The organism is Bacillus sp. UMB0893, from assembly GCF_002858905.1.
Lineage (GTDB): Bacteria > Bacillota > Bacilli > Bacillales > Bacillaceae > Bacillus_P.
On record NZ_PKLB01000006.1, the window covers coordinates 143066 to 160097 of the forward strand.

15 protein-coding genes, 1 pseudogene and 3 riboswitches are annotated in these 17032 nt (G+C 39.0%); of the genes and pseudogenes, 3 read left to right on the plus strand and 13 right to left on the minus strand.

Annotated features, from left to right (window positions below; all coding sequences use genetic code 11):
• The 5 genes from CYJ36_RS14330 to CYJ36_RS14355 all read right to left on the minus strand — a co-directional run.
• Window positions 1-1265 (minus strand): TrkH family potassium uptake protein (locus CYJ36_RS14330; protein ID WP_101567944.1); only part of this gene is annotated, 1265 nt, incomplete at its 3' end.
• Window positions 1266-1268: 3 nt separating this feature from the next.
• Entirely contained in the window at window positions 1269-1925 is a 657-nt protein-coding gene (locus CYJ36_RS14335) for a potassium channel family protein (protein WP_101567945.1), read from the minus strand.
• Window positions 1926-2024: 99 nt separating this feature from the next.
• A riboswitch (cyclic di-AMP (ydaO/yuaA leader) is annotated at window positions 2025-2169 on the minus strand.
• A gap of 226 nt (window positions 2170-2395) precedes the next feature.
• On the minus strand, window positions 2396-3079 hold the full coding sequence (locus CYJ36_RS14345; protein ID WP_101567947.1) for a response regulator transcription factor: 684 nt from the start codon (window positions 3077-3079) through the stop codon (window positions 2396-2398).
• Between the two features lie 4 nt (window positions 3080-3083).
• Window positions 3084-4445, minus strand: a complete 1362-nt coding sequence (locus CYJ36_RS14350; RefSeq protein ID WP_101567948.1) for a sensor histidine kinase — start codon at window positions 4443-4445, stop codon at window positions 3084-3086.
• Window positions 4446-4622: 177 nt separating this feature from the next.
• Entirely contained in the window at window positions 4623-5870 is a 1248-nt protein-coding gene (locus CYJ36_RS14355) for a dicarboxylate/amino acid:cation symporter (protein WP_101567949.1), read from the minus strand.
• Window positions 5871-6032: 162 nt separating this feature from the next.
• Window positions 6033-6174, minus strand: a riboswitch (cyclic di-AMP (ydaO/yuaA leader).
• A 120-nt stretch (window positions 6175-6294) separates the two neighbouring features.
• On the opposite strand from CYJ36_RS14355, the gene CYJ36_RS14360 reads away from it, so the two are divergent.
• On the plus strand, window positions 6295-7035 hold the full coding sequence (locus CYJ36_RS14360; RefSeq protein WP_101567950.1) for an alpha/beta hydrolase: 741 nt from the start codon (window positions 6295-6297) through the stop codon (window positions 7033-7035).
• Between the two features lie 105 nt (window positions 7036-7140).
• Here CYJ36_RS14360 and CYJ36_RS14365 read toward each other — a convergent pair whose 3' ends face one another.
• Window positions 7141-8934 carry a M3 family oligoendopeptidase gene (locus tag CYJ36_RS14365; RefSeq protein ID WP_101567951.1) on the minus strand — a complete coding sequence of 598 codons (1794 nt, stop codon included), beginning with the start codon at window positions 8932-8934 and terminating at the stop codon, window positions 7141-7143.
• A 148-nt stretch (window positions 8935-9082) separates the two neighbouring features.
• Window positions 9083-9259: a twin-arginine translocase TatA/TatE family subunit gene (locus CYJ36_RS14370; RefSeq protein WP_101567952.1), complete on the minus strand. Its 177-nt coding sequence runs from the start codon at window positions 9257-9259 to the stop codon at window positions 9083-9085.
• Window positions 9260-9490: 231 nt separating this feature from the next.
• Window positions 9491-9669: riboswitch (Lysine riboswitch) on the plus strand.
• Window positions 9670-9810: 141 nt separating this feature from the next.
• Between CYJ36_RS14370 and CYJ36_RS14375 the strand changes: the two genes are divergently transcribed.
• Entirely contained in the window at window positions 9811-11223 is a 1413-nt protein-coding gene (locus CYJ36_RS14375) for an amino acid permease (RefSeq protein ID WP_101567953.1), read from the plus strand.
• A 36-nt stretch (window positions 11224-11259) separates the two neighbouring features.
• On the opposite strand, the gene CYJ36_RS14380 is transcribed toward CYJ36_RS14375, so the two are convergent.
• The 5 genes and pseudogenes from CYJ36_RS14380 to gltP all read right to left on the minus strand — a co-directional run bounded on the left by CYJ36_RS14380 (window position 11260) and on the right by gltP (window position 13995).
• On the minus strand, window positions 11260-11676 hold the full coding sequence (locus CYJ36_RS14380) for a CBS domain-containing protein (RefSeq protein ID WP_101567954.1): 417 nt from the start codon (window positions 11674-11676) through the stop codon (window positions 11260-11262).
• A gap of 169 nt (window positions 11677-11845) precedes the next feature.
• Window positions 11846-12187, minus strand: a pseudogene (locus CYJ36_RS14385) (sensor histidine kinase KdpD); the annotation flags it as partial.
• Window positions 12188-12298: 111 nt separating this feature from the next.
• Complete coding sequence (locus tag CYJ36_RS24650; RefSeq protein WP_308315310.1) at window positions 12299-12472, minus strand: potassium-transporting ATPase subunit C; 174 nt, start codon at window positions 12470-12472, stop codon at window positions 12299-12301.
• Window positions 12438-12599 carry a potassium-transporting ATPase subunit C gene (locus CYJ36_RS24655; RefSeq protein WP_308315311.1) on the minus strand — a complete coding sequence of 54 codons (162 nt, stop codon included), beginning with the start codon at window positions 12597-12599 and terminating at the stop codon, window positions 12438-12440. Before CYJ36_RS24655 ends, CYJ36_RS24650 begins: the two co-directional genes overlap by 35 nt.
• A gap of 145 nt (window positions 12600-12744) precedes the next feature.
• Complete coding sequence (gene gltP, locus CYJ36_RS14395) at window positions 12745-13995, minus strand: glutamate/aspartate:proton symporter GltP (protein WP_101567956.1); 1251 nt, start codon at window positions 13993-13995, stop codon at window positions 12745-12747.
• 262 nt (window positions 13996-14257) lie between these two features.
• Between gltP and CYJ36_RS14400 the strand changes: the two genes are divergently transcribed.
• Window positions 14258-15652 carry an amino acid permease gene (locus CYJ36_RS14400; RefSeq protein WP_101567957.1) on the plus strand — a complete coding sequence of 465 codons (1395 nt, stop codon included), beginning with the start codon at window positions 14258-14260 and terminating at the stop codon, window positions 15650-15652.
• A 45-nt stretch (window positions 15653-15697) separates the two neighbouring features.
• On the opposite strand, the gene CYJ36_RS14405 is transcribed toward CYJ36_RS14400, so the two are convergent.
• Complete coding sequence (locus CYJ36_RS14405; RefSeq protein WP_101567958.1) at window positions 15698-16876, minus strand: D-alanyl-D-alanine carboxypeptidase family protein; 1179 nt, start codon at window positions 16874-16876, stop codon at window positions 15698-15700.
• Window positions 16877-17032 lie beyond the last annotated feature (156 nt).

The window sequence follows — 17032 nt, forward strand, 5'->3', positions numbered from 1 at the left end:
AGCAGTGTCAAAGGACCCACTTTACCTAAGAACATAATAAAAATGATTACTTCTTTCCCTATATCGGTTAATTTGGGAGTAACAGACATGGAAAGTCCCACTGTACCAAAAGCAGAAACAACTTCAAACACGATTTCCATAAAGGTAAGATCTTCCGATAAGGTTAAAATAAATACAGCTGCTAGTACAAAAAGCAGACTTGCCACCGTAATAGCAAGGGCTTTAACGATAAATCTAGAGTTGATTGAACGATTTGTAATACTTATATCTTCTCTTCCGCGCAAAAAAGTAATGGTTGCCAAGAGGATAATAATAGCTGTTGTTAACTTAATTCCTCCGCCAGTCGACGCACTTCCCGCTCCAATGAACATAAGAATGATCATTAAAAAAAGAGTTGTATCTTCTAAGCTTGCCATATCCAGTGTATTAAACCCGGCGGTTCTTGGAGAAACAGCCTGAAAGTAAGAGGCTAATAGCTTGCTTCCAGAAGATAGGTCTCCAAGCGTAGCAGGATTGGAGTATTCAATAGCAAAGATTATAAACATCGCAGTGATATTAATTGCAAATGTACCGACAAGCATCAGCTTTGTGTGCAGGGAAAATTTTTTAAAGCTTCTTTTCCTCCATATATCAACTAATACTGTAAAACCTATACCCCCAATAATAAACAGAGATGAAAGCACAAGATTTACGAGCGGATCACCTACAAATCTCATCAAATTATCCGGCCAAAGTGCAAACCCAGCATTATTGAATGCGGAAATTGAGTGAAAAAAGCTGTAAAAAAGACCTTTAGACCATCCATACTCAGGAACCCACCTGAAGGATAAGAAGATCATTGCAATAAACTCGATAGAAAGGGAGAAATAAAACACATACTTCACTAAATTAATGACTCCGCCAATTGAAGTTTGATTTAGCGCGGTTTGCATAACTAATCTTTCTTTTATCCCAATTTTCTTGCCAAGCATCATATAAATCAAAACGCCAAATGACATGATTCCTAATCCGCCAAGCTGGATAAGCATAGCAATGATAAACTGACCTGTAAAAGTAAAGGTTGATCCAGGATCGACTGGCGAAAGTCCTGTTACAGTCATTGCTGATGTAGCGACGAATAGCGCATCAATCCATCTTATCGGCTCGTGAGTTGAAAATGGCAGCATTAATAATGCAGATCCCACAATTATTCCAACAGCAAAAATAATAACCAGCAGCTGAGAAGGATTAAACCGAATCATTTTTTGCAGCTTTTGCCCATTCATCACCTACATACCCTCCTCCTCGAAACGGCTGATGTCCTTGTTGCGTCCAATGACTAGTAAAATATCTCCTGATTTAATGGACTCTTCCGCAGGGGGAGAAACAATCATTTCTTCCTCGCGCTGAATCCCGACAATGTTACAACCATATCTTGCCCTAATATCTAGATCAATTAATGTTTTTCGGTGTATTTTTGCTGAAGCAATAAGCTCTACCATGCTGTATTCCTTTGAAAGCTCAATATAATCAATCATTTTTTCTGAAATAATATGATGTGCAATGCGCTTTGCCATATCACGTTCAGGATGGATGACTTTATTTACACCTATTTTGTCTAAAACCTTCTGATGGTAGTCATTTTGAGCTTTTGCCCATACTTGGGGTATCTCGAGTTCTTTCAGCAGAAGTGATGTCAAAATGCTTGCTTCAATATTATCTCCAAACGACACAAAGGCGTGATCTACGTTACGCACGCCGAGCTGCTTCAGTGTCGCTTCATCAATCGCATTTGCTTTTACTGCAAGTGTGGCATATTGAGAGTAATACTGGACTTTCTCTTCATCCTTATCAACCGCTAATACTTCAATACCCAAATCATGAAATTCCTTAACTAGGCTTCCTCCAAATCGGCCAAGACCAAACACAGCAAATTGCTTTTTCAACAGAGTTTCCTTCTTTCAATACTGATTTTTGCACACAAAAAGACACAGAGGTCCCATGAACCACTGTGTCTGAATTTTCTCATCACAATATGTTTCATAATCCTCTCTCAAGAACGCTTGCGAAGTTAGCTGTCGGGTTCGGGCAATGAGAGTAGCCCTACCTGTAAAGGATTCACCCCAAGCTGCAATAAAAGCCAGCAAAATTGGGTCCTCCGCTCCATCATGGATTAAGCGATTTAAGAATATCTGAAATGTATTTATGTCAGTATCTTACTCCTGTTGGATATGACAGTAAAGAGTCAATTTCTGTTGAAAAATCTTAAAAATGACCTGAATCAACCATTTAAGCGCTTTTAAGTCTCGTTTTCTTAGCCAGGCTGTTTATTTTGGATTCTTATGATTGAATGGAAGAATTCAATTAAAATTAGGTTATCATGTCTTTTTCCAGCCATTAAGCCTCTAACGATTTTTTAATTGTTTTTTATTTCATCATTCCATCTATATCCTGCTCCCCAGACCGTTTGCAGATGATCATCAATTGGAAAGCCTGTCTTTCTCAGTTTTTCCCGTAAGTGACGGACGTGCGAGTCTACCGTCCGGTCCTCTGTATCTGCATCATATCCCCATATTGATGTTATGAGATGCTCACGGTTAAAAACTCTGTTTCGATTTTTCAAAAAAACACCTGCAAGCTGAAATTCCTTTGGAGTAAAAAGAAGTGTTTCACCATGATAGCTTGCCTCTTGGCTCCTTTCATCCCATTTTAATCCTTTAAAATCAATTGCACTTTGATTCTTCACCCTTCTTAATATCGCTTCAATTCGTGCAAGCAATTCACTCTCGTTAAATGGTTTTGTAAGGTAGTCATCTGCCCCAGTATGCAGTCCTTTTACAATGTCCTGTTTTTGACCTCTTGCCGTCACCATGATTATGGGAACATCTGAAAAGTTCCTGATTTCTTTGCACACTTCAAAGCCATTCTTACCTGGCATCATGACATCAAGTATAATGAGATTTGGTTCGTCTTTTTGAACAAGATGCACAGCGTCGTGTCCAGAAGAGGATTTTATGCACGCATATCCCGCTGGCTCCAAGTAAAGGGCAAGCAAATCCAGCATCAGCGTTTCATCGTCTACAAGCAAAATTTTTTTCATCAGCTTAATCCTTTCTAAAAACAATGATAATTGAAGTCCCAATTCCGAGTTGGCTTTTAGCTTGAACCTGGCCGCCAAGAGATTCTACGATTTCTTTTACAATTGCAAGACCAAGGCCTGTTCCCCCGCTATTACGGGATCTTGATTTATCAACGCGATATAATTTGTCAAATATAAAAGGCAGGTCCTCTTTAGGAATGCCAATCCCTTCATCAGAAATGATAATTTCAATTTTTTCATCTTCATCCGTTAGCTTAATTGTAATAGATGAACCCTTTTCCGAATAATGAATCGCATTATCCATGATGTTATGCAGCACTTGTTCAAACCTGGCTGCATCGTTCATGTGATGCACGAAGCAGGAAGGAAGCTGGAAAATCACCTTCCTATTTTCTTTGATTAAGATAGGATTGATCTTTTCAGTCATTTTTTTAAGAAAGGAACCAAGTTCAATTCGTTCTTTTTCAACATGAAAAGAATGGTGATCAAGCTTTGCAAGTTCAAACAAATCTTCAACAAGCAATGATAGGTGCTCTGTTTGTTCGCCTATAATGGATAAATATTTCATTTGATCATCTTTAGAGATTTCGGACCTTTTTGCTACATCTGCATACCCTTTAATATACGTAAGGGGTGTACGTAATTCATGTGCAATGCTAGCCAGAAATTCATTTCTTTCTTGCTTTAAATGTGATAAATCATTCCCTAGCTTTTGGATGGAATCCCCCAGCTCTCCAAGCTCATCATTTCTTTGCATATGAAGTTTTACTGTAAAGTCGCCTTCACTTAAGCGTTCAGTTGCCTGCTTCATGGAGAGCAGCGGTTTTGTCACAATCTTCGAAAGAAAAACAACTGCTATAATTGTTAAAATAACAGACACCGTTCCAATAAAGATAAAGTGATCATTTAATCTCGCTATCATTGATTGAAGCGAGTCTGTTCCTTTGAACATAAAAACATAGCCTGTTGTTTCACCATTATCACTGATTGGGCTTACCGATGAAATAAACGGATGATCCTGCCAATCCTGTGAAGCATTTTCCCTTTCTTTCGCCCTCTGATTGATTACCCTCTGCATATATGGATGTATTTCTTTTGAGGAATGAAGAACGTCTCCTGCTTCATTTGTCAAAACAACATCTGTGTCTGCTTCGGATTCCATTAAGACTACATGCTCCCGTGTCATTTCATTATTATGCTTCAATAGAACATCCCTGTGACTGTTGCCTCTTGCCTGAAGGACCGTAATTTCTTCTTCCACGCGGGTGTTTACGAGATTGCGATATAAAAATAAGAATAAACATGTTTCAACTACTAGAATAATTGTAAAAAATAATAATCCAATCTTTATGGCGAGTTTGTTCATTTTCTTAACTCCTAAATAAAAAATCTTATTGGAACTATTTATTTTACATTACCAGAAAGATGTGCACATCTCCGTTGAAATTTAAGAAAAAGGCGGCCGTTAACAGGCCGCCTTTCTATTTAGATCAGATTATTGATTCCAGCGCCTGACTTTTTTACGGCGCTGCAACTTTCCTAATTACGATAATTTTTCTTCAAACTCTGGAATCTTATAATCTCCGTGTTTCTTTTCTGTTTCAGCTACAATAACAGCACAGGCTGCATCACCTGTGATATTGACTGCAGTACGTGCCATATCAAGCAAACGGTCAATACCAATGATTAAGGCAATACCTGCAACTGGAAGACCGACTGAGTTTAATACCATTGCAAGCATGATCAGTCCAACACCTGGTACCCCGGCTGTTCCAATTGATGCAAGAACAGCTGTTAAAACGACTGTTATCAATTGTGTGAAGGAAAGGTCAATATTGTAAACCTGGGCAATAAAGATTGTTGCTACACCTTGCATAATGGCCGTTCCATCCATATTGATGGTTGCACCTAAAGGCTGAACAAAACTTGAGATTGGTTCTGGAACTTTCAGGCGTTTTTGCGCCGTTTCCATCGAAACAGGAAGGGTTGCATTACTGCTTGATGTACTGAAAGCTACTGCCATTGCAGGAGCAAAATTCTTAAAGAACCAGATCGGACTTTGCTTCGCCAAGAAAAGGATGGATGCTCCGTATGTTACGATAGCATGAATCACAAGAGCGAGCATAACAACACCCATGTACAAACCCATTGCTTTAAGAGCGTCTAGCCCTTGGCTGCCAACAGCAGTTGCGATAAGACCGAACGTACCGTATGGAGCAAATTTCATGACCACATTTACTAAATACATCATCAGATCGTTGCCTTGTTCGACTACCTTATATAAAGTACTGGCTTTTTTGCCGAGGAACGTGATTCCCAGACCTACAAAGATTGAGAAAATAATAATTTGCAGCATGTTGCCATCAGCAAATGCTTTAATAGGATTCGTCGGAATCATGTTTAAGAATGTTTCCCCAACAGATGGCGCCTCTTCTGCTTTATATTCAGCGGACTTTGTATCAAATTCACCGATGTTTCCAGGCTGAATTGTCAGTGCAAGGATTAAGCCAATCACGATGGCTACAGCAGTCGTTACTAAAAAGTAAGATACGGTTTTAACCCCAATTCTTCCAAGTTTTTTCGGATCGCCCAACCCAGCTACTCCTAGAGTAATAGAGAAGAAAACGATTGGCACAACAAGCATATTAATTAAGTTTAAGAATATTTTTCCGAGCGGGGTAAATAAAAACGTATCAAGCTGTTTAAATAGATCTGGAGCCGTAATATTTAGAATAAGACCTACAATTGCACCCAAAATAAGACCAATGATGATTTTCGTTGCTAGTTTCATATAAAACCTCCGTAAAATAGTATGGATATAAAGATAGTGTTTTATTCCCTAAATACAAGGGTGGAGAAACACATTTAAGTGATTTTTTTGAAAAATACAAAAAACCGCGAGAGAATTCTCGCGGTTGTATTCGTCAATTTGGATCATTATGACTTTACCACAGATGTGTCTCTCCAGTGCATACGAGGTTAGCTGTCGGATTCGGACGAAGAGCTGTCCTACCTTTTTTACTATAAGGATTCACCCCAGTGCATGGCACAGTTCGGTTCCCCCGCTCCAATTAAGGATTAAGCGTATATTTATTAAGTTATACTATTATTCTAAAAGAAAATATAATGATTTTGCAAACATCAACATTTGCCTTTTAGCTGTATTTAATCATAAAATTTAGCAGAAAACGTCATGAATTAAGGGGTTTTACTCGATGAAAAGATTCATAAAAAATTTTTTATTAGGCGCATTAGCCGTCCTCATTCTAGGATTTGGAGGGTTTTACATATGGTCGCAAATCACTTATTCACCATCAGAAGAGCTCTATAATACAGCGAATTTGCAGGATCAAAAGGAAACAAACGAATATTTGATTTTTGAACCTGAAAATCAAAAAACGGATAAGGGGATCATCCTGTATCCAGGTGCAAAAGTAGAGCCAGAAGCCTATGCCTATCTAGCGGATCAGCTTTCTCAAAAAGGATACACCACTGTGATTCCGCAAATGCCTTTTAATCTTGCCATAGCTGGGATAGACAAAGCAGATACTATCATAAAAAATCTGGAACAGATCAACAACTGGTATATCGGCGGACATTCTCAAGGAGGTGCAGCCGCCTCGATTTATGCATTTGAACATCAAGAAGAAATCAAGGGTCTTTTCTTGCTCGCAGCATACCCAACTAATTCCAGTGATTTTTCAAATACAGACTTTCCGATCCTGACCATTTATGCAGAACATGACGGAATATCAACACTTGAAGACATAAAAAAAACAAAACATCGTTTGTCTGATTATACCTTTTTCCACAAAATCAATGGCGGAAATCATGCCCAGTTTGGCATGTACGGAGAGCAAAAAGGAGATAACAAAGCGGATATTAACGTATTTGTCCAGCAAGATCAAATCATCCGAGAAATCAATAACTGGATTGAAAGGATTGAAAAAAGGTAGGAAGGTAATCCATCCCTACTGCCATTCGTACAAATTCAGACCCATAAAAAAACGAGAATGGACAGCAAAACAATGTCCATTCTCGTTTTTTTAGTTCAACATCGTTTACTTAGTAGCTTCCAAAAATTCCTCAACATCCTGTACTGTGAGCAGCACGGCCTTTTTCCAGAAATCTTCTTTAGTCAGATCAACGCCCAGATGTTTCATTGCCAGATCTTCAACCTGCATGGATCCTGTATCTTTTAAAAGGGCAATATACTTTTCTTCAAATGCAGCTCCTTCTTCCAATGCTTTCGCATAAATACCAAGCGAGAATAAATAGCCAAAGGTATACGGAAAATTATAAAATGGCACCCCGGTAATATAGAAATGCAGCTTGGAGGCCCAGAAATGCGGGTGATACTCGCCTAATGAATCACAATAAGCTTCTCTCTGAGCATCCTCCATCAATGTGTTCAGCTTTTCCGTACTGACAATCCCTTTTTTGCGTTCCGCATAAAAAGAGGTCTCAAATAAGAAGCGGCCGTGAATGTTCATCAAAAGGGCAACACTTCTTTGAACCTTGTCTTCTAAAAGAGCTAATCGCTCCTCCTCTGTTTTTGCTTTTTTAACTGAAGCATCTGCAACAATCATTTCAGCAAAGGTTGATGCTGTTTCAGCCACGTTCATCGCATAGTTGCGATTGAGCGGATGGACTCCAGCCATTGCATGCTGATGAAACGCATGGCCGAGTTCATGGGCAAGTGTTGCAATGTTAGACGGTGTTCCTGAGAATGTCATAAAGATTCTTGATTGGTCGCTCTCAGTAAAGCTCGTGCAAAATCCGCCTGGTGCTTTACCTGGACGATCTTCAGCCTCAATCCAGCGGTCCGCAAATGCTTTTTCCGTAAACGAGGTAAGCTGTTCGCCAAAGTTGCTGAACTGATCCAAAATAAACTCAGCTCCCTCTTGATAGCTCACCTTGGTTTCACTGCCGCCTATAGGTGCATCAAGATCGAACCAGCTGAGTTTCTCGATGCCAAGCAATTCTGCTTTTCGTTTCAAATATTTTACGAGCGGCTGTTTATTTTCTGAAATAACCTTCCACATCACATCCAGCGTCTCACGCTTCATTCTGTTGATTTCAAGCGGTTCACTCAGTACATCATCCCAGCCCCGCTTTTCATATACATTTAAACGGAATCCAGACAAATGATTAAGCGTATGAGCGAATAAGTCTGCCTGGCTTCCCCATGCTTTTTCCCATTCATTGAAGACTGATTGTCTAACAGAACGATCTCCATTGGAAAACTTATTAGCCGCCTGGCCAACTGACAGCTCTTTCATTTTCCCATCTTCCTCAAACGGTATTTTCACTTTAGAAACAAGCGTATCATAAAGCTGGCCCCATGCATGATAACCATCAACTGACATCGCATTGATTATCGTTTCCTGTTCAATCGGCAGCTTGTTCTTTGCTTTGCCGCGCCGTTCGCTTAGTGCAAATTTCAATTCAGCCAATGTTTCAGAATTCACAAGCTCAGTCCAAACAGTATCCTCAACTTGTACAAGCTTTTGATCGAAGATTGCCAGGGCATTTTGAAATTGAGAACTTAATTGAGTAATCTTACCTCTTAGAATGGAAGCATGTTTATCATTTGTATTTTGGGCCTGTAAACAGCCGACAAAGGCCCCTGCCTGTCTCATCCGTTTGGCAATTCCCTGAAATTTCTCAAGTATCTCGTCTAAATAGACGCTATCTGCTGCAGATTGAGGCACTTTTAGATGTTCTGCCTGATCCTTAAACGCAGGAACATCCAGTGCAAGCTCCTCTAAATATTTTTTGAAGGCTTCTGACCCGCTTCCACCCTCAAAAAACACATCCAAATCCCATGTCTCAACATATGTAGCAGCTTTCATTGCCATTCCCCCTCGTATGTATTTCGGAACACTAAATAATTCCTCACTTGTCATTATAAAACAATTAACGAAAAATTTGTACAATTTAACCGGTTAATGGCAAAAAGAAAAAGGCATGACGATGTGTCATTGCCTTTACGAGTTTTATTTATTTTACTTGTTTATCTGATTTCGCATCATCATCGTCCATAAGTCCTTTAGTAGCATTCTTAAACTCCCGTAACGTTTTGCCTGCAGCTTTTCCTAATTCAGGCAATTTTTTCGGTCCGAAAAGAAGCAATGCAACAAAGACGATCAGCATTATTTCGCCGAATCCCAAGTTCATCATGAACCCTTCTTCCATAATAATTTTTACAGAAAATCGAATATATTAAGAAAACGCTATCTTTGTAAATTATAGTCGATATCACCGTGAATTGCAAAATGAAGTTTCCGTAACAGCAGGATCTATTTTAAAATGAAAGTTTTGGAAATTAGCAGTTTCTCTTGACATCTTTAAGAGGAATTGTTAACTTTAGTTTACTAAAATAATAAATCAAAATCCTCACTATAATCTCGGTGAGGTAGAGGTTGCGCCAATTATGAGTAGATTGCAAGAGGCTAGTGGAGCTGTTGACTGCAAATCCGAAAGGACTTGGTGCCGAAGTTTGAAACAACCGCTTTGTTTCATGCTGGGACAGTATCGAATAGGTGCTGGACTGCCGCAGAGTTGATCTGCGGAGTGCTATCAGGAGATTATCGTGAGTTTTTGTGTATGTATTTGCGCATGGACTTGTTCCATGTGCTTTTTTGTTTGTCCGAATGGATCGGTTTAACTAAAAAATACACACACTAATGATGCAGCCATTTTTATGGTTCTATATAGGAGGTTTTACAATGAAGCAAAAAAAATGGGGATTTTGGCTTTTAACAGCGTTTGTTGTTGGAAACATGGTTGGGTCAGGGATATTTATGCTTCCAAGCACATTGGCTCAGACAGCAAGTCCGCTTGGAGTCACTACCGCTTGGGTCGTAACGGGATTTGGTGTGTTAATGATCGCACTTGTTTTCGGAAACTTATCGATTCGCAGACCTGATCTTACGGCTGGTCCGCAAAGTTATGCAAAAGCATTATTCGATTCACCTAAAAAAGGCAAAGTCGCCGGATTCAGTATGGTTTGGGGATATTGGGTCGCGAACTGGATAAGCAATGTCGCGATCATCACTAGTTTTGCAGGATATCTTTCTACATTCTTTCCTATTATGTCTGACAAATCGATTTTATTTTCAGTCGGTTCACAGGAAATTCAATTAGGAAGAGCAGTCACATTTATTGTTTGTACATTCTTGCTTTGGGGCACTCATACCATCCTTATAACGAATATGAATGGAGCTGGCAAACTGAACTTTGTCGCTACAGCTTCTAAAGTAATTGGATTTATGCTTTTTATTGTTGCTGGTTTATTTGCACTGGAATCGGCATCATTTGGAGAATTTTATTTTCCGGTAGAAACAGAGCCTGGCGTGACTTTTGGTCTGACAAATCAAGTGCAATTCGCTGCGATATCTACATTATGGGCATTTGTAGGGATTGAGTCTGCTGTCATTCTTTCAGGTCGGGCCAAATCTCAGCGTGATGTAAAAAGAGCTACGATTACTGGCTTAATCATTGCTGTGTTCATCTATATGATAATCACACTTATCACAATGGGTGTACTGCCGCACGATCAGCTGCAGGCATCTGACAAACCATTTGTAGATGTACTGTCTGTGATTATTGGCGATGCAGGTGCAAATGCAATGGCGCTTTTAGCTGTCGTATCCTTGTTTGGTTCAACGATCGGCTGGATTTTACTTTCATCTGAAGTGCCTTTTCAAGCGGCAAAATCGGGTATCTTCCCTGCTTTCTTTGCTAAGACAAATAAAAAAGGAAGCCCAAGCAATGCTTTGCTGATTACAAATTTAATGTCTCAAATCTTTATTTTCTCAACCATTTCGGGAACTATCAGTGAAGCTTATACATTTTTAACAACATCAGCAACACTTGCGTATCTTTTCCCATACCTTGTATCCTCTATTTTCTTCTTGAAGCTGATTGCTAAAGGAGAAACATATGATGTGCTGAAAGGATCACGTGTAAGAGACGGAATCATTGCCTCATTCGCCTGTATTTATTCGGTATGGGTGATTGTGACTGGAACAGCTGATTTAAAAACATTTGTATTAGGAGTCGGCCTTTTCTTGGCAGGGTTTGTAATTTATCCATTTTTGACGAAATATATGAAAAGACAAGATTCCAGTTCACTATAATGATGAACGGCTGCATATTAAATGCAGCCGTTTTTACTATTCTTTTTCCACCCCAAAAAGCTGATTAGCACAATATTCGATGATTTCTCTTCTCCTTATAATCCCAATAAATATCCCTTGATCATCCACAACTGGGACGAAATTTTGCTCCATCGCTCTCGATATGATATTTTCCATTTCAGCATCAATAAAAATCGGTTCATTTTTACGATGAAACGGAATATCTGTTAAACGGATTTTTTCTGTATTATGAAAACTCAAGTCATGCGTGTTCTTCAGCTTCCATAATAAGTCTCCTTCTGTTAACGTTGTCACATACTTCCCTTCGTCATCAAGCAGCGGAACGGCTGAATAGCGATGATGCTCCATCCGTTCGAGTGCTTGCCTCATGGTTGAATGAATGTTTAAATGAACAACTTCTTTTTTTGGTATGATGAAAAAAGCAATATTCATTTCTATAGAGCTCCTTTATGATCGTTCATCTGATACAATATGGATATCAATATTCGATGTTTCCCTCATAATCGTATTAACAATTGAACCCTTTTTGATTTCTTCCCATCTCGTTCTCGCTGATTGCCCCAGCAGGATTTGCGTGATATGATGCTGACTTGCAATATCGCTCTTCAATGTCTATATACCGTTTTTTGTTTTTTGAACCCGGAATGTTTGTATGGGCAAGTTCATCAATTACGACCGTGTTTGGCTTTCTTTCAATGATTTCGTTCAGATTTAATTCTCTAAACATGCTGCCTTTATACTGCATAGTCTTTAAGGGAATGATCTCGATGTCTTTAATGAGGTCCTCGGTTTCTTTTCTTCCATGTGTTTCAATGAGACCAATGACCACATCAATTCCTTCAATCTTCATATCATGGGCATCTTGAAGCATTTTAAAGGATTTTCCAACGCCGGGTGCTGCACCTACATACAGCTTTAGCTTTCCCCGCTTTGCTTCAGCAATTTCATCTAATAGTTCTTGCGGTGTTTTCCTTCTATAGTATGGATGTTTTTATTCATCCCTATCACCTCAGGAAGATGAATGACCTCAGCTTGATTCAGCTGAGGGCACACATCATTCATTTATTAAGTTTTTTAGATCTAGATTTAATTGAAGAACGTTTACTCTCTCTTCTCCAAAAAGACCAAGTTCCCTGCCCTGACTATGTTTCTTCACTAGTTCTTCTAGTTTTGATGACTCAATTCCTGTTTCATTAGAAATCCTCTTTATTTTGTATATAAGCCGCATTCGGGCTGATGTGCGGATCCAGCCCGGAACCTGAATTCGTTAAAAGGTCATTTGGTACATCGCTGATTTGTGTTTCAGGGTTGTTTTTCTTCCATTCATCAATCGATTCTTGCGTCCGTTTCATCATATCTTCATTTGAAGGGGCAAAGTTATTGGATCCTGAACCTGCACCGTTATATTCGAAATACAGTCCATTTATGGGAGATAGAAAATTACCAAATGAAGTTTTGAATGATATAAAAAACCCGATTCTTTTCGAATCGGGCTCTCTTTTATGCAGCTATATGCTCTTTATTTTTTTTGTCATCAAACTCGCCTTCCCACTTGGAGATAACAACAGCTGCAAGTGAGTTTCCTACAACGTTTACGGCAGTTCTTGCCATGTCTAGAATTCGATCAATTCCTGCAATAAAGGCTAATCCCTCAACCGGAATTCCTACTGTTCCTAATGTAGCGAGCAATACAACGAATGATACGCCCGGAACACCAGCAATACCTTTAGAGGTTACCATTAACACAAGCAATAACGATACTTGCTGAGAGATCGATAAGTCGATTCCGTACATTTGAGCGATAAATACAGCTGCTAATGCTTGATAAAGCGTTGAACCATCAAGGTTAAAAGAGTAGCCTGTCGGAATAACAAAAGACGTAATGGCTTTTGGACAGCCGAACTTCTCCATTTTCTCCATGATTTTAGGTAAAACTGTTTCAGAGCTAGCGGTAGAATACGCTAGAATTAACTCATCCTTGAGCAAACGGATAATATTGAAAATGTTAATTCCAACCATTTTAGCAACTAATCCTAAAACGCCAACGATAAAGAAAATCATTGTTCCGTATACTAGAATAACTAATTTACCAAGAGGGATCAGCGACTCTAAACCGAACTTAGATACGGTTACGCCAATCAATGCAAAAACACCAAATGGAGCAAATTTCATAATAAGATTTGTTACATAGAACATGGTCTCAGCTGTCCCCTGAAAAAAGGCCAGAACTGGTTTTCCTTTTTCTCCAATAGCAGCAATTCCTAGTCCAAATAAAACGGAGAAGAAAATAATTGGAAGCATGTCGCCTTGAACAATCGATTCAAATAAGTTGCTGGGAACAATATTGACAAAGGTATCTGCAAACCCATGTGATTCTACATCCTCAGCAGTATCCACATAGCTGTTAATATCCGTTTTCTCAAGCTTGTCCATATCAACTCCGGCACCTGGAGTAAATAGGTTTGCTGCTACTAAACCAACAATAATTGCAATTGTTGTAATGATTTCAAAATATAAAAGTGTTTTCCCGCCGATTTTACCAAGTTTTTTTGAATCGCCGACGCTTGCTACGCCAACAATGATACTTGAAATAACAATAGGAATGACAATCATTTTAATTAAGCGTATAAAAATATCACCGATAGGCTGTAAATAATTTTCGATGGTTGGGTTACCGTAAAAAATAGCACCAAGTGCAATACCCAAAATTAACCCGATGAAAATTTGCCATGCTAGGCCAATTTTTTTCATTCAATCCACCCCTTAGTTTGTTAGTTATTAAAAATAAAATGGCCTTTGGAAAAGTTTAGAATTAAACCATTTTAACATTTAACATAAAACACATTTATAAATAATATAACAAAACTAATTATTTAACAATAACATTAATTCCCAATACTATATCTACATATTAATCAAGAGAATATTCTAAAAATTGTTGACATTCTTTCAATTCGACAATATACTACAAAATGTTCACTTCTTAGTCATGACTAAATTAATGGAGGATCATATGAGTTCTTTGTTCAGAAAAAAATCTATTACAGATTTATTAGCACAAAGCCAGCAAAAATCACTTGCCCGTACAATGGGTGCATTTGATTTAACTCTGCTTGGGATTGGTGCAATTGTAGGAACTGGTATTTTCGTATTAACTGGCGTCGTTGCGGCAGAAACAGCAGGCCCAGCTCTTATTTTATCGTTCATTTTATCTGGAATTGCCTGTGCTCTCGCTGCCTTTTGCTACGCGGAGTTTGCTTCTTCGGTTCCAATTTCGGGAAGTGTTTATACATACACATACGCAACCCTTGGTGAGCTGTTTGCGTTCCTGATTGGCTGGGACTTAATGCTTGAGTATCTCCTTGCAACCTCAGCCGTTGCCACAGGCTGGTCCGCTTACTTTCAATCCCTCATAGCAGGGTTTGGAGCAGAACTACCTGCTGTCATTACTTCAGCACCTGGGGCTGGAAAAGGCGGATTTGTCGATTTGCCCGCAGTAATTATTATCCTGCTCATAACGGCACTCCTATCAAAGGGAATCAAAGAGAGCACTCGGGTAAATAACATTATGGTATTTGTAAAACTTGCTGTAATCGTGATATTTATTGTTGCAGGCGTTTGGTATGTAAAGCCTGATAACTGGACACCCTTCGTACCCTTTGGATTTGATGGTATTGTAACTGGTGCAGCTACAGTCTTTTTTGCTTATATAGGATTTGATGCAGTAGCAACTGCCGCTGAGGAAGTAAAAAGACCTCAGCGGGATGTTCCAATCGGAATTATCGCTTCACTGACAGTTTGTACAGCTTTATACATTATCGTTTCGCTTGTTTTGACAGGAATGGTTCCATATACTCAATTAAATGTCGCAGACCCTGTATCTTTTGCTCTTCAATTTGTAGGACAAGATTCTCTTGCAGGTTTGATTTCAGTAGGTGCAATTGCAGGAATAACAACTGTTCTGCTTGTTATGATGTATGCTCAAGTCAGAATTTCATTTGCGATGAGCAGAGATGGACTGCTTCCGAAACGTTTATCAAAAGTACACCCATCGTTTAAAACACCGTTCCAAAACACATGGATTACTGGTTTCATTGCAGCAGCAATCGCAGGATTTGTTGATTTAACGACGCTCGCACACCTTGTGAACATGGGAACACTCGCAGCATTCACATTAATATCAATCGCAGTCATCGTGTTAAGAAAAACACACCCAAACTTGGAACGCGCCTTTAAAGTGCCTTTTGTTCCGGTACTTCCAGCTATCAGCGCTCTGTTCTGCGTCTATCTGATGATTAGTTTACCTGCCATTACGTGGATATCTTTCTTCATCTGGATCGGCATTGGAACAGTCATTTACTTTTTATACGCCAGAAAGAACAGCAAACTTGGCCGTTTAGAAAAATAAAAAAAATCCTTTCTCCTTTAAATGGAGAAAGGATTTTTTATAATTTTATAATCCTTTCACTTGCGTAAAGAAATAACCAACAAGCAGCAAAACAACCGCAAAGGAAGACATGACAATCAGTTTTAAATGATCATGCAGAATACTTTGTCCAACAGCCGGCTGAGTCTCTGCCACAGTTTGCTTCATGCCACTTTTTGCATCACCCAAAACAGGCTTCAATTCATGGGAAGTGATTTCTCTGCCATCCTCCCCTTCGACTTCTAGTTTTCCGTCCAGATTAACGTCAGTTGAGATGCTTTCATTCGTTTTTTTTGCGTAATACAGCGGTTCACTCAGAGTAAATTCCTGGCCGCTCTGATCTTCAAACGCTGTGCCTTCTGCAATAGATTCTGATGTGAAATTTGAAAAGCCGTAATCTAATAATTTCACGGTATCTTTATAAGAAATTCTGTCTGTTTGTGCTTTAAGAGTTATTGCAATAAGGCTGATATTTTCTCTTTCAGCAAGAGTAGATAAGGTAAAACCGGATTCGCTCACATAACCATTTTTCCCGCCAATCATCCCGTCATATGGAGTGACCTTGAGAAGTTTATGATGATTGTGCAGGGTAGTATCCCACGACTCCCCATCCCACTTTAGCTCTTCTGTCGAAAAAATTTCTTTGAAAAGCTCATTTTTTGCAGCGTACTGTGTCAATTTTGCAAGATCTTCCGCAGTCGTTACATGCTCAGGATCAAAAAGACCGTGGGGATTTTTAAAATTCGTTTGTTTTAAGCCTGCTTCTTCTTTTAGAAAAGCTGTCATTTCTTTTGAAAAGGTTTCAGCATCCCCGCTTATATGTTCAGCAATCGCTACTCCTGCATCATTTCCTGAATTAATAAGCAGACCCTGAATGAGTTTTTTTAATGTGACTTGTTCACCTTCTTCAAGATAAACCTTTGTCCCATCTGCACTTCTCGCATTTTTGCTGACCGTCACAACATCTTCCACGTTTCCCTTTTCTATCGCGTAGATAGCTGTTGCAATCTTTGTTACACTAGCGGGATACATCGCAGAATCACTGTTTTTCGAATAAAGAATTTGACCTGACTTCGCATCTATTAATACAGCTGATTCACTTTGAATGTCAGGCTCATTTACATTCTTCTCTTCAGCACGAGCCTGGGTCGATAATAAGGCCGAAAAAAAGAAGCATACTACAAGAATCAAAGGTGCTTTCTTCATATATGAAAATCTCCTGTATATGGATTTTATTATAAAAAATTTATTCTGATTTCAGTCCATAAATAAGCATAACAGCAACTAATAACGAATGACAATGTAAAGATATAGAAATAGACGGATATTCATTCCGTTTAAGTTGTTGTTGACTTCCAATTT